10 protein-coding genes are annotated in these 14064 nt (G+C 49.3%); all 10 read right to left on the bottom strand.

The annotated features are described in order from the left end of the window. Nucleotides 1–107: 107 nt before the first annotated feature. A complete protein-coding gene (locus ACY2VW_RS08475; protein WP_461877758.1) occupies nucleotides 108–1742 on the bottom strand; it encodes an HAD hydrolase-like protein in 1635 nt (544 codons plus the stop codon). 91 nt (nucleotides 1743–1833) lie between these two features. Then, nucleotides 1834–3180, bottom strand: a complete 1347-nt coding sequence (locus ACY2VW_RS08480) for a hypothetical protein (RefSeq protein ID WP_461877759.1) — start codon at nucleotides 3178–3180, stop codon at nucleotides 1834–1836. Then, complete coding sequence (locus ACY2VW_RS08485) at nucleotides 3177–4784, bottom strand: serine/threonine protein kinase (RefSeq protein WP_461877764.1); 1608 nt, start codon at nucleotides 4782–4784, stop codon at nucleotides 3177–3179. The genes ACY2VW_RS08480 and ACY2VW_RS08485 overlap by 4 nt, the downstream gene beginning before the upstream one ends. A gap of 188 nt (nucleotides 4785–4972) precedes the next feature. Then, nucleotides 4973–6739 carry an arginine--tRNA ligase gene (argS, locus tag ACY2VW_RS08490; protein ID WP_461877760.1) on the bottom strand — a complete coding sequence of 589 codons (1767 nt, stop codon included), beginning with the start codon at nucleotides 6737–6739 and terminating at the stop codon, nucleotides 4973–4975. Between the two features lie 22 nt (nucleotides 6740–6761). Continuing rightward, a complete protein-coding gene (locus tag ACY2VW_RS08495; RefSeq protein ID WP_215664398.1) occupies nucleotides 6762–7229 on the bottom strand; it encodes a CBS domain-containing protein in 468 nt (155 codons plus the stop codon). Between the two features lie 275 nt (nucleotides 7230–7504). Beyond that, entirely contained in the window at nucleotides 7505–8755 is a 1251-nt protein-coding gene (locus ACY2VW_RS08500) for an ABC transporter permease (protein WP_117509244.1), read from the bottom strand. 11 nt (nucleotides 8756–8766) lie between these two features. Next, nucleotides 8767–11145: an efflux RND transporter periplasmic adaptor subunit gene (locus tag ACY2VW_RS08505; RefSeq protein ID WP_461877761.1), complete on the bottom strand. Its 2379-nt coding sequence runs from the start codon at nucleotides 11143–11145 to the stop codon at nucleotides 8767–8769. Further along, nucleotides 11142–11825 carry an ABC transporter ATP-binding protein gene (locus ACY2VW_RS08510; RefSeq protein ID WP_461877762.1) on the bottom strand — a complete coding sequence of 228 codons (684 nt, stop codon included), beginning with the start codon at nucleotides 11823–11825 and terminating at the stop codon, nucleotides 11142–11144. Before ACY2VW_RS08510 ends, ACY2VW_RS08505 begins: the two co-directional genes overlap by 4 nt. Beyond that, complete coding sequence (locus ACY2VW_RS08515; protein WP_461877763.1) at nucleotides 11822–13183, bottom strand: efflux RND transporter periplasmic adaptor subunit; 1362 nt, start codon at nucleotides 13181–13183, stop codon at nucleotides 11822–11824. Before ACY2VW_RS08515 ends, ACY2VW_RS08510 begins: the two co-directional genes overlap by 4 nt. Before the next feature lie 217 nt (nucleotides 13184–13400). Next, nucleotides 13401–13664: a hypothetical protein gene (locus ACY2VW_RS08520; RefSeq protein WP_022461142.1), complete on the bottom strand. Its 264-nt coding sequence runs from the start codon at nucleotides 13662–13664 to the stop codon at nucleotides 13401–13403. Nucleotides 13665–14064: the final 400 nt, after the last annotated feature.

Below are 14064 nucleotides of genomic sequence, written 5' to 3' on the forward strand. Positions count from 1 at the left end.
CACGGAGTCCGACATGTCGAAAATAGTTCGACTGTGACCTGCCTCATGTCAGTGGAGGATACCGATTTCTCTCCGCCCGCCACTGCCGTTATGTTTCTTTTAACAATTCATCCCACCACTTTAGAAGCGGGGGACTTCTTGTCTACTGGTGTTAAAAACAGATACCAGAACGTTCCGGCGCAGATTACGGCTTCGAAAAAGATGAACATCCATGCTCCTGCCGGCGCTTTTTCTGTCATCCAGGATATAAACTGGCTCCGGTAAAGTCCCCAGATGTTTTCTGCCATGTGTGCCAGAATCGGAGCAAGGAGTGTTCCGCAACGCTCATAAATGAGAATCAGAAGTACACTCACTATGGCTGCGTAGACAAATTGTGTCACATTGCCGTGATATGCACCGAACAGCAGGCACGATGCTGCGATGCCCCAGCCGGTTCCCCAGAAATCCTTCGCCCTGCGGTAGATCATGCCGCGGAATACGATTTCCTCTGCCGCTGCGCTCAGCACGCCGACGGACAGGATCAGAAGCAGCGGGTTCTGTCCTTCGTAAATCTTTGATGCCATGTCCTGATAGCCGGAAAAGATTCTGGTAAAGCCTGTCACATTCATGACGGTGTTCAACAGATGGCCAAAAGTCATGACCAACAGAATGCAGGCGGCTGCTTCTGCCGCACTCCACCGCTTTTCCGGTTCCGGAAACATGCCGTCATCTTTTTTGTACTGTTTCCAGAGAACCGGGACCGCCGCCAGGCTGCCGATTGCTGATGCAAGAACAGAAGTTGCATGCATGCGCTCTTCCAGATAACCACCGGTCGTAAACGTCATCAGGATCAGCGCCAGAAGTACGGTTGCTCCGATCAGAAACAGTTCGTACGTCAGAAGCGGTTTTAAAAGACGCCACAGCTTCCGCTGGATAGGAATTACGATTTTCTCCGTTTTTGGCTCTGTTTTCGCTGTCCTTTTTTCTTTTATATTCTCTGCTTTTTTCTCTTTCGGCGCAAAGATTCCTGTTCCACTTTCTCCTCTTGTCAGCCACGGGATACGCTCCGGCTTCATTTTTTTGATGCGGTCGCGTCTTTTCTTCTCTTCTTTCGGATCCTCCGCCAGCAGTTTCAGTTCTTCCGGCGTATCACACACCTTTGCGGCACCTGCTGTCTCGAGTTCTTCTCTTCCGCCGTACCCATACGATACGCCGACACAGAGCAGTCCGTTTTCTCTTGCCCCGATTACGTCATAGCTTCTGTCACCAACCATCACCACGTCGGAACGGCTGTCTTCTGCTCCGAGTCGGCGCAGCGTCTCTGCGATGACTTCTCCTTTGTCGGTTCTGGTTTCGTTCATTTCTGAACCGGTTACTACGGTAAAATACTTTCTGATTTCGAAATGCTCCAGGATCTGCTCCACGTATTTTTCCGGTTTGGACGATGCTACCGCCAGAATTTTTCCCTGCTCTTTCAGATACGCCAGAACCTCCGGGATTCCCTCGTATACTTCATTTTCAAAAATGCCCTCTGCCTCGTACCGCTCCCGGTATTTTGTGATGGCCTGCTGTGCTTCTTCGCAGCCAAGGCCTGCAAAATTCATGAAAGATTCCAGAAGCGGCGGCCCCACGTAACAGTTCAGTTTTTCCAGATCCGGCTCTTCGATGCCAAAGGATGCCAGCGCATACTGTACGCATCTTGTAATTCCAGGACCGGAATCGGTCAGGGTTCCGTCCAGATCAAATAATATCATATCTGACATACTCTTATTTCCTCTTTTACTTTTTTTATCGTATGACATGTCTTTTATTCTAGCATATCGAAATTAGAAATACAAACAAAACCGGATCAGGCTATTTTCTGCAGAGGGCGCGCAGATAGCGGGTGGTCTGATTCTGAATTTCGGCAATGGCACGAATCAGGTTCCAGAGGCGCCTCAGGGACTGCCAGAGTCGGGTTCCTTTTGGTCTCTGGCTGGTTCTTTGGCTGACAAGTGTGGAAGTTTTTGGTTTCACGTTGACTTCCCACGGTTTCATGGTTCGGACAATGCCGTCTGCGCCGCGCACTTTTACAGTGATGCGGTTGTAGCCTTCGGAAAGGCTCTCGGCTTTCAGACAGATTTTGTTTTCTTTCCATTCATATTCGGCTTCGGAGCCATTTACCATGCAGGAAAGAATTTCAGCCGTGTCGGCGGCTCCCTCGAGCAGAATTTCCGGGTTATAACCGGGATCTACTTCGACGCTGGTGTCGGCCGGGCGGATAATCAGGGGGTTCGGCGCTTCGAAATCTTCGTCTGCTATCTGTGATAATATGAAATCGGCGATGATCTGCGGCGGTATTTGAGATGGCTCCTCCCCGGCACTCTCAGATGGAGTTTCGGCAGGCGGAGGACTGCTTTCTTCTGTTTGTAGCGGAATATCATCTGGATCTTGGGTCACCTCCTCGGGTGCGGCTGCAGCAACGGGCAGCTGTTCGTCTGTTTTGAGTTCTTCTTTCTCCGGAGACGATTGCCCGGGCTCCGTTTGTTCCTGCTTTTCTGTGTTTGACTTTCCGGCATCTGGCATTACGGCAGGCTCCTCTTTTTCTGGTGCTTTTGTTTCCGAGTTTTGATTTTCTGACTCTTTTTCGGTTGACGGAGATTCCTGCTTCGTTTCTTCTTCTCCAAAATCCGTTCTCTCCGAATCTGACTCTTCTGTCTCTGATTCTTTTGTATCTGTTTCTTCACATCCTTCCTCTGATTCCGATTCCCCGGAACCCATATCTCCTTCCTCCGGCAATTCTTCTGGCTTCCCCGATTCTGAATCTTCCGAAATTTCTTCCTCCTCTTCTTCCCACCTTTCCGCTGGTTCTTTCTCCGGATCCGGAATTACCGTCGGGGGAAGCATTTTTTCTTCTCCTTCTGTCTCTTTCTTTCCGGTCTCTGCCGGATCTGTTTTCTCTTCCGGCGTCTCTGGTTCCTGCTCTGGTTTCTCTTCTATAGGCGGTTCTTCTTCTGACTTTTCGTCCGGCAGCAGTTCCTCCGGTCCGGCTTTCCCGTCTACATCTGTCACATCACTGTTCTCGATGATTTCAGCTTCTAATTCCACGCTTTCCACCGCACTTGCGGCCTCGCCTGTCGTCTGCTGTGTCTCCGCGTGGACTTCGATTCCCTGGATGGCCAGGAATCCTGTCATCATTGCGCATATGGTCTTTTTTCTCATCCTGCTTCCTCCCATCTTTTTCTGATCTGCTGATAAAAAATGTCCTCCTCCATTCCCGGAATTTCTGCTGCCTCGTTGAGGTACTGTTCTGCTTTTTCCTGCATGTCGAACTGCAGTGCCAGCTCTGCGGCCCTGAGCAGATTTTTCCGCCGGTTTCCATCCTGTCTGCTGCACAGAAGCCGTTCGTAATAGAGAAAGCTCTCCTGGCACCAGTCCTGTTCTCTTTCCCCATCCCCGGATTTTCCGCCAAGATAGCACGCATCCGCCAGTCTCTGCCAGATAACCGCCTCCCACTGCCCCTCCATATTCTCGCCTGCGGCCTTTTCCAGCACTTCGATTCCTTTCCGCATGGCGTCTGTGTCATTTTCACGCGCCAGTTCTTCAGAAAAACTGAAATACATTCCTGCAACAGCAAGATATCTGCGGCAGCGTTTTTCTTTTTCCGGCTCCTGCTGCGTGTCATCATGAAATTCAGCCAGCAATGGCTCCATCTGCATGTTTTCCCTTGCCGCATCATCCGCCAGACAGTATTCCACAAGTTCCTGCTCCACACGCCCCGCCTGACTGAGATGGTCTGCCTTTAAGAACGCTTCCCGCGCTTTCCGGTAGTTCGGCAGACTGCCTTCTTCCACCGGATTTCCGCAGAACCAGAGATCGCCCTGCTCCTCCCATTCGTCTGCCGCCGGAAACTGCCCCCATGGCATCCTGCTGGCAACTGCAGCCGCTCCTCCTGTCAGAAAAGCAAAAACTGCAAAGATCCGCAGAGTCTTCCTGCCTTTTTGCTTTCTTTCCAGCCGCCGCAGTGCCTTTTTGACTTCTCCGGCAGACGCATACCGCTCCTCAGGCTTTTTCTGCATACACTTTTCCAGCACCCGCCAGATTCCTCTTTTCTGCCGCTTTTTCGCATGCTTCGCCATTGCCGCAAGCAGTGCGCCGAGTGCATAAAGATCGGAACGGGCGTCACACTTCCCGTCATACTGCTCCGGCGCTGCATAACCGCGGGTTCCATAACGGACTTCCACACCCGTTTCTTCTGTTCCGGCTGCACCGAAATCCACAAGGTATATTTCACCACGCTCTGTTATCATCACGTTGTCCGGCTTCAGATCCCGGTAGAAAACCGGCGGGTTCTGTGCATGGAGATAACAGAGAATCCCGCTCAGGACAATTCCCGTTTTCAGAATTTCCCGGCTGGAAAACCGTTCTCCCTTACGCATACGCTGTCCGATAGATTTTCCGTTTACAGCTTCCATCACCAGAAAGCTTTTTGTCCCACTTTCCAGAAGTTCCACCGCACAGGGAATCCCGGGATATGAAAACTTCTGTAAAAGAAACGCCTCCCGGCGCAGTTTTTCCCTGTCACATATACTTACCTTGACTGCATACCGCTTTCCGGATCCAGTTTTCTCTGCAAGATAAACGACAGACGTTGCCCCTCTTCCGAGCACTGACAGCAGGCGATACTTCCCTCCCGGAAGTTCTACTTTTCCAATGATCCCGCCTCCTCTTTTTACGTCAAAGCGTTTGTCAGTCCGATATTCTGTTTTTGTACATGGATATAAATTGAGCCGAATGGCTCTTCGATAGAGTAATATAGAATCGATTTTTCAGGACGAATGTCCAAGCGGATGAAAAATCGTGATGTAAGTATAACACAACAGCCGCCGTTTCTGCAAGAACTACAGAAGCCGACGGCTGCCAAAAAAATCGCCTGTTTTTTATCTATTTTTTCCCTCTTGACTCCGCGCAACGCCAGATTGCGTCGGACTTTTAAGTTTGATCCCCTGGCGTTTTACATCCGTTCCGGTGCCGAGAATCCCAGCAGGTCGATGCAGGTCTCGAGTACCTCGCGGACGAGATCCAGCAGTGCCAGATAAGATGCTTTTCTCTCCTCATCCTGCTCACTTAAGATCTTGGTCTCGTGGTAGAAGTGGTTGAACTCGTTTGCAAGCTCGTAGATATAAGCACAGATCTTATGCGGTGCTTTCTCCTCGAATGCGTTCTCCACAACGCCGTTGAAGCGGGATACGGAAAGCATCAGAGCTTTCTCGCTGTCGCTCTTCGGTGCCAGAAGTGCGCCTTTCTTCAGTTCATTTCCCTCTTCTTTATATTTTCCGAGGATGGATTTTGTACGAACGATCGTATACAGGATGTACGGACCGGTGTTTCCCTCGAAGGAAGTGAATCTCTCAACATCGAATACATAATCTTTCGATGCCTGGTTGGACAGGTCACCGTATTTAATAGCAGACAGTCCGACAATCTGTGCCGTTCCTCTTGCATCCGTATCTTTTACGCTGCGGTTCTCCACGATCTTCTGATACATCTCATCGTTGATCTCGCCGATCAGACGCTCCAGACGCATAACGCCGCCCTCACGGGTCTTGAACGGTTTTCCGTCTTTTCCGTTCATGGTACCAAATCCGATAAAGGAAAGAACGGTATCATCATTCACCAGTTTGGCTTTTCTTGCACAGCGGAAGCACTGTACAAAGTGAAGCTCCTGACGTTTGTCTGCCAGATAGCAGATCTCGTCCGGCTTGTACAGTTTCATACGCTGGATGATGGTTGCCAGGTCTGTCGTATCATACAGAGCTGCTCCATCGGATTTTAAGATCATGCACGGCGGGATCTCTTTTGTGTCTGTCTCTTCTTTGACATCAACAACGAGTGCGCCCTGGTCATAATGTGCATAACCATTGTCTTTCAGGTAATCTACCATGTCCGGAATGTACTCCTGTGCATCGGACTCACCCATCCACAGATCGAAATGAACGTCGAGGTTTCCATAGTTCTTCTTCAGATCGGCAACAGAAACATTCATAATGTGTTTCCAGATCGCACGATATCCTCTTCTGCCCTGCTGCAGCTCTCTCGTTGCCTCGAGTGCACGTTTCTTATAGTCCTCGTCCTCTTTCGATTTGCCGCTTGCGCAAGGATAAATCTCCTCGAGCTCGCTGATCGTAAACGGTGCTTCCTCCGGGTACTCTCCCGTAAAGGACTCATCAAAATAAACAAGCTCCGGATGGCGCTCCTGCAGCTCGGTGATGATCAGTCCCATCTGCAGACCCCAGTCTCCAAGATGAACGTCACCGATCATGTTGTGGCCCATGAAGCGTCCCATACGCTTGATGCTCTCGCCGATGATCGCGGAACGGAGATGGCCGACGTGAAGCGGTTTTGCCACGTTTGCTCCGCCGTAATCTACGATGATGGTTTTCGGATTTTTGGTCTTCTCTACAGAAAGCTCTTCATCGTTCTGCATTTTGGAAAGATAATCTGCCAGAAATTCCGGGTTGATTTTCAGGTTGATGAATCCCGGTTTTACGGCTTCAATTTCACCGATCACGCTGTGGTCGGTCACTTTTTCTACAACTGCTTCAGCCAGCTGGATCGGTGCTTTGTGGTATGCTTTTGCAGCTGCCATTGCGCCGTTGCACTGGTATTCGCACAGATCCGGGCGGTTGGAAACAGAAACCCTTGCATAGGACGGGTCCATCTCCGCAGCGGTAAAGGCTTTTACCAGCTCTTCCTGGATAAGATCGATCAGTTTTTTCATAATGTTTCCCTCATTTTCTTCTTTACTGCAGAATCATCTGTTCTGCGTTTTGTTTCCGCGCGCTGCGCCGGGCTTCTTCCTCTTCTTTGATGCCGCTTTTCTGATAACAGTACTGGATGATGTCTCTTCTTCGGATGATGCCGATGAAGATTCCCTCGTCATCCACAACGGGAACGAAATTCTGCCGCATGGACATCTCGATCAGGTCCTCGATGTTGCTGTTGATGTTGACAGACTCATAATTCCACCGTTTCGGAACCTGCCAGAGCGGGATATCCTCTGCCTCATGGTAATTCAGCAGATACCGTTCTTTTACGATGCGGAGCAGATCTCCTTCCGTCAGTGTTCCCACGTAGCAGCCCTTTTTGTTCAGTACCGGAACCGCCGTGTATTTATGATATTCGATCTTCTCGATGGCCTGCCGAAGTGAGCAGTCGTCATACAGATAAGCCGTTTCACTTTTCGGTGTGATAAAAAACAAAATATTCATTCGCGTATACTCCTTTTCGTTGGTCATACTCTTGTTTGATTATACCATAAACGAATGTGAAATGTCTTTGAATCTTTCTTATATTTTCATAAACATACCGAATCCGAAACTCGAATGCCTCTTTGCTGTGCCGCAAATTGCGCTTATTTTCCAGTATAACCGACTTTCCGCAAAAAGTAAAGATCTTAAGTTTCATCCGCACACGCCGCACAAAAAATCCGCACGGATCCAGCACATACGCTGTGCCCGCACGGATTTTTCAACTCTTTTTTGTTCTATTCTCTTCGCAGCGCATCGATCGGATTCAGATTTGCTGCTTTTACCGACGGCAGCAGTCCGAATACGATACCGATCACCATGGAGAATACCACGGAGAAGATGATCGCCGGAATGCTGATTGCCACAGGCGTCTGTGATACTCTCGAGATCACCTGCGCCATGATGATGCCGCCCAGTACACCGAGCAGTCCGCCGATGCTGGTAAGCACTGCCGCCTCCGTCAGGAACTGGAACAGAATTCTGCGTTTTCTCGCTCCAATTGCTTTTTTCAGACCGATTTCACTCGTACGCTCCGTTACAGATACCAGCATAATGTTCATAACACCGATACCGCCGACAAGAAGTGAAATGCTTGCGATCCAGATCAGCTGCTGGTTCGTGCTCTGACCTAATTCCTGCAGACTCTTCGCTTTTTCCAGCAGATCCTCCGCTTTATACGCCAGAGAGTCCGATGTATTGGTAACAGCCTCGTTCATGATCTCTGCGGTTGTTTTTCCAACTGTACTCATATCCTCGGTCGTTTGCGCCATTACAACGGCATTTTCCGGCTCATCATACTGAAATACGATCGGCCAGCATACATCTGGCATCAGCACCAGCGGGTAGGATTCCTGATTATACGTATTGTAATCCTCCCTGGAATTGATGACCGGCTGAAAGGAATCGGATTTTTTGATCACACCGACAACAGTAAACGGCTCACCCATGATTTCAATCGTTTTTCCGACCGGTGATTCATCTGGAAACAGCGTCAGCACCGCAGTATCGTCAAGCAGGACAACTTTGTGAATCTTCGAAAAGTCACTCTCCACAAAGCCACGTCCCTGGTAAATCTGGTATCCACATGTGGATAAATAATTTTCATCCACACCAAGTGCCTTTGCACTGTCCAGTGTTGTATTTCCTTTCGCAATACCGCTCACATACGTTCTTTCGGTATAAAATGAGGCATTCTCCACCTGTTCCTGTTCGCGGATCCGCTTTTTCTGGTCGGCGGACAGCTTTGATACGCCACTTGGCAGCCCACCATCCATCCAGTAATCACCATCCCCCTGTTTTAACCGTACAGTCACATTGTTGTTTCCGGCTCCGATCAGGTTCTGTTTGATCTGCTCATTCGTTCCCTTGATTGTGGAAACAATGGAGATGATTGATGCAATTCCGATGATAATACCCAGCATAGTCAGAAAGGAACGCATTTTGTGTGACCAGATTCCCTGAAAGGATAGTCTTACATTTTCTAACATGATGCGCCTCCTTAACTGTTATAATAATCCGATGAGCTGGATTCCTTCGTGTCTGCGCCTTCCACTACCGTTTTACCGTATGGAAATGCAATGTAATCTTCTTCGGAAAGGCCGCTCTTTACTTCGTAATAGCTGCCCCACAGAAGTTTTCCGGTTACAACATCCTGTTTCTTTAATTTATCCTTCTCATCCCGGATATAAACAAATTTCTGCCCGTTCTCCTCGCGAATGAATTCTTTGCTGACGTACAGTCCATTGCCGTTTTCCACATCGGTGCCAACGGTCATTGCAATTTTAATCCAGTCACCGTTTTCAAAGCCTTCCCCGCCTTCCTGTATGACCGCTGTGAAGGGATAGAAGGATGCCGGTGTCTCGCTGTAAGACTTGTAACTTGTTGTCGGATACGGTGAAATTTCGGTTACGGTTGCGACCGCAAATGCACCGGAAGACCATGAAGTTACGTTAAGCTTATCTCCCGCTTTGATCTGATCGAGATACATCTCGCTCAGATAACCGCGCACATACAGGCCTTCATTTCCGCTGACCTGGATAAACGCGCTTCCGTCATTGGATGGCTTTTCTGCATTTCCGACTTTTTTTACGATACCGCTGATCGTCGCTTTTACGGTCTGGGAATCCAGGGATTTCTGCGTATTTTTGACTTTGAGTTCCTCTTCCTTCTGATCCAGCTTCAGATCACGGATCTGGCTTTCTTTTTTGCTGATGGCTTTTTTCAACTCATCTTTTGTGTAGGTCATCTGGGTATCATCACCGGAAGAAGTATTGTTATTTGCGCTGCTTCCTGTGGATGATGTAAAGAGGGACTGTACCGATGCTTTTTCACCGTAGAATACGGTTTTTGCTGTCGTCTGCACTGCTTCCGGTGCATCTTCGCTCTGCGGTTCCGCTTCCGGTTCTGCCGGGGCTTCGGTCGGCGTCGGCGTTTCCGTCGGAACTGGGGTCTCGCTCGGCACCGGAGTTTCTGTTGGAACCGGCTCTGTGGTCGGAATCGGTGTTGTACTTGGTTCCGGGCTGACGGTCGGCTCTGGAGTTACACTCGGTCCCGGCGTAACGCTCGGGGTCGGAGTTACACTTGGTGTCGGGGTAATCGTTCCTTCTTTTACCGCCACATTTGCAGTGCTGACTGCCATGGAAGTACCCTTGTCATTTTTCGCTGTCACTTCTACTATATAGATTCCGGCATCCTCTTTTGTGATGTTTTCTTTTGTGTAAGTATCCTTAAAATCTCCGTCGATTGTCTTTCCGTTGTGTTTCCAGACGTATGTGTAAGTGCCATCCGTTTCGGTGTTTTCCGTGGAATCGTCTGCCTCACCGCTTCCATTTCCGGCTTCACCCGGCTGTGTCACATCGTCCTCGGACGGACTCTCGGTTCTATCATCCGTTTTATCGTCGGCTTTCTCATCCGGCTTCTCTTCGGTATCTTTCTTCTCATTGATTCCGATTTTCAGCTTCAGCCCGCCGCCCTCTGTCACTTCTGTGTTGGCAAGCGGCGTGGTAATTTTTATTTCCGGTGCATCCGCCGATTCGGATTCTTTCAGACTCAGAACTGCTTCATACGAAGTCTCGTATGCTTTCGCAATCTTCGTTCCATCCTGCTCCCACACGGTTTCCAGCGCCTCTGCGGCTTTGTTTTCCTCATGAATCTCCAGGCGGAACCAGTATCCTTCGCTGTCCTCTTCTTTTTTCGTTCCCTTTTCATCCGCGTATCCTGCCATCTGATTCAGGAATCCGCCTGTCAGGACTGTTCCCGGTGCGCAGAGATAGGTGTATGGGTCTTCCTGCGTTCCTTCTCCTTTGTATGGTTTGGAACCAAATACAAGCTTATTCGTACTGCTGTACAGAACAGCATCCTCGTACGTCGGCTCCGGTTCCGGGGTCGGAATCGGTTCGTCCGGGAAATCCGGATCGATAGGTTCATCTGGAAAATCCGGCTCCACCGGATCCAGCGGGGTATCCGATACCGGTTTTGTCTTTTTCAGCTTTTCCAGTTCTTTTTCACTCTGCTGGATTTTCAGCTTTGTCTGTGCAAGCTGTAACTGCTGCGTTTCCAGATCCAGCTCGATCATGCTGGTATCGTATGTCATCAGCGTGTCTCCGGCATTTACCACATCGCCCTCTTTGACGAGAACCTGGGAAATGGTCTGGCTGTCGGAAAGATAGATGTTCTGGGAAGCCGTCGAGGTGATCTGGCCTTCCATATTCATGCTGTCTTCCCAGTAACCACTCGTAAAGTCACTGACCGGATACACTTTTACGGTCGTCTTCTGCGCCTGGCGGATGCCGTAATAACCGCCGATACTGACACCGCCCACGGCAACTGCGGTCACAACTGCAATCGCGGCTTTCTTTGCGGCTTTTCCTTTTTTCATGTTTCGGCCACCTCCTTCGATTTCATCATTCCGTCGCGGATCTCCACGGTGCGCTGTGCCATCGATGCGATCCCCGCGTCATGCGTAATCATCAAGATGCTGACGCCCTCGTCGTTCAGGCTCTGGAACAGCTCCATGACCTGCTCGCCGGAATGGGAGTCGAGCGCTCCGGTCGGCTCATCAGCCAGCAGAATTTTCGGATGGTTGACGATCGCTCTTGCAATCGCCACACGCTGTTTCTGTCCTCCGGAGAGCTGGGTCGGTTTGAAACTCATACGGTCGCCGAGCCCCACCCGCTCGAGGGCAATGGCTGCCCGCTCTCTTCTCTCTTTTTTCGGCACGCCCGCGTACGTCAACGGCAGGCATACATTTTCCATTGCGCTCTGTCTTGCAAGGAGTTGGAAGTTCTGGAAGACAAAGCCGATTTTCTGCAGGCGGATGTCCGACATCTGATTGTCACTGCATTTGCTGATGTCCTGTCCGTCGAGGATCAACCGTCCGCTCGTCGCCTGGTCGAGGCAGCCGACAATATTCATCAGTGTTGTTTTTCCGGAACCGGAAGGCCCCATGATCGCAACGTACTCGCCTTCTTCCATGGAGAAGTTGATGTTTTTCAGAACCGGAACCGGGATTTTGCCCTGCATATATTCTTTACAGATATTCTCTAATTCCAGAATCACGGCTGCACCTCCCCGTCATCTGCTGATCCGGCTTCCTGTGTGTCTGCCGGCTCTGCCTCACCATTGTCGGCGCCGCCGATCACGTTCGTCGTATCTTCCTCACCGCTGTACTCTGCGCCGTCCACCGTTCCGTCATCCTCGCCGCCGGCCGGATTGCTCTGTCCCAGCGAACCATCGGTGCTGACGACGGTCTTCATGCCTTCTTCCAGACCATCCTCCGGGAAGGTGATGGCATCCTCCTCTTTGAGACCATCAGTGATCTGATATTCCATCATATTTTCATCGTGTGTTCCAAGGGTTACACTTCGTTTTTCCAGTTTTCCACTTCCATCATCAGCCCAGACATAAGGATTGCTGTCGATATCGTTGATAAAGTAATCGGACAGCCAGATTCCAGTTTTGACTTCCTGCTGACCGATATCCGGCTCTACGTAAACATGCTGACCGAGCATCAGGCCATTTGTTCCATCGAGCTGTACATAAAACGGATAGTTGCTTGACTGCGTCATACCGTCTCCCGAACTGCTGTAAACGTTATTGCTTCCTGTCCGTGCATTTTCCCGATCAATCTTTGTCACGGTTCCGGTCCAGGTCTGATTCTCATCTACACGAGAATGCACGATCACCTTGCTTCCTTCCGTAATCGAACCGTCGCTCATATTCTGTTCATTGATCTGGCCTTTTACACGGAAATTTCCCGTTGCAAGAACAGTCAGGAAGGAATTGTCGGAGCTGTCACCGGAGTAAGCGCCGGCGCTGCTGTCATCGTTGTTGATTGATTTTACAACACCGGCGATTTCGCTGATCACGGTCGCATTGGTGATGTTATCGTTTAATTTATCAATCTCCGCCTGTTTTGATTTTCCTTCATATTCTTTTTTCTTTAAATCCAGCTCCGCTTCCTGAATTTCCAGTGTGATGCTTGCCTGCTGGTCTTTTGATGCCTGCTTTTTGTCTTTGTAAAGCTGGTTGATATTGGTATTCATACTTGAAAGTTCATTGTTTATGCGTTCCAGATCCAGCTGCGCCTGCTCGAGGTCACTCTGGAATTTCTCGGTATCGTAGGAGAACAGCGGTGTTCCGACCTGAACCTCCTGACCGACTTCCACATAAACTTCCTTTACCTTTTTCTCGCTGTTTTTCTCTACCTTCCAGGTATTTTCCGACTCCACAACACCGGCATAGCGGTTTTCCATTCCATTTCCGGTTCCCAGATTGGTCAGGGCTTTTACAGTATTGACATAGACGACGTTATCGTCCTCTTTTGTACTGTTTCCAAGGAAGTGCCATGCCGCTCCCCCTCCGGCTGCCGCAAGAACTGCGACTGCACACACAATCGCGATTACTTTTTTCTTCATATGCTTCCTCCCACTTTTCTATTTTACAAATTAATTTTCTGCTTTCCCAAGTTAGTTCTATCGTATCACATTTTGTTTTTTGTTTTCTTACTTTTTCCTTACTCTTTTTTAAGCAAATACTGGCTTTTTTCTGAAAATAGATTTTTGTCATTAAAAACCTGCCTCCGTGTTTATGACGGAAAGCAGGTTTTCTTTCGAATCTGTTAGATTTTATTTTTTATGCTACAAGTTTCATCTCCCGCAGAATGCGGTATACGAGATAACAGATCAGCGCTGCACAGACCAGTTTGAACAGAAGCGGAACGACGGCGAACACGATTTTAAAGCCAAGCCAGATCACGCCGATCGGGAGAAGAATAGTGGCGCATGCGCCGAGGACTTTTCCTCCAAATTTCAGCAGCAGTCCGACGATCCCAAATAAAATTCCAATTCCGCAGAGCAGACCAAAACAGGTTGCCAGCATGACTAATGTAACTAACATAGTGATTCCTCCTTGTCTTTTTCTCTATGTGTTCCACTTGCTGTGGATGTTTCCGTATCTTTCTTACAAACCATATTGTAGCACTTTTTTCCAGCAAAACAACGGGAAAGACGTGGAAGAATTTCTTAAGTTTTTCTTTACACCGATCGAGTGAAACCTAAAAAAGGACAGACAACGCTGCACTTCTGCAAAATTGTCTGTCCTGTAAATTACAAAATTTTCTTTACTCTTCTGTTGTCTCTTCCTCAGCCTGCGGCTCAACCTCAAGACCCAGCTCTTCCAGCTGTGCTGCGTCAACCGGTGACGGAGCCTCGGTCATCAGACAGGAAGCATCTTTTACCTTCGGGAATGCGATGACGTCGCGGATGCTGTCCTCTTTTGCCATCAGCATAACGAGACG

The organism is Fusicatenibacter sp., from assembly GCF_977045365.1.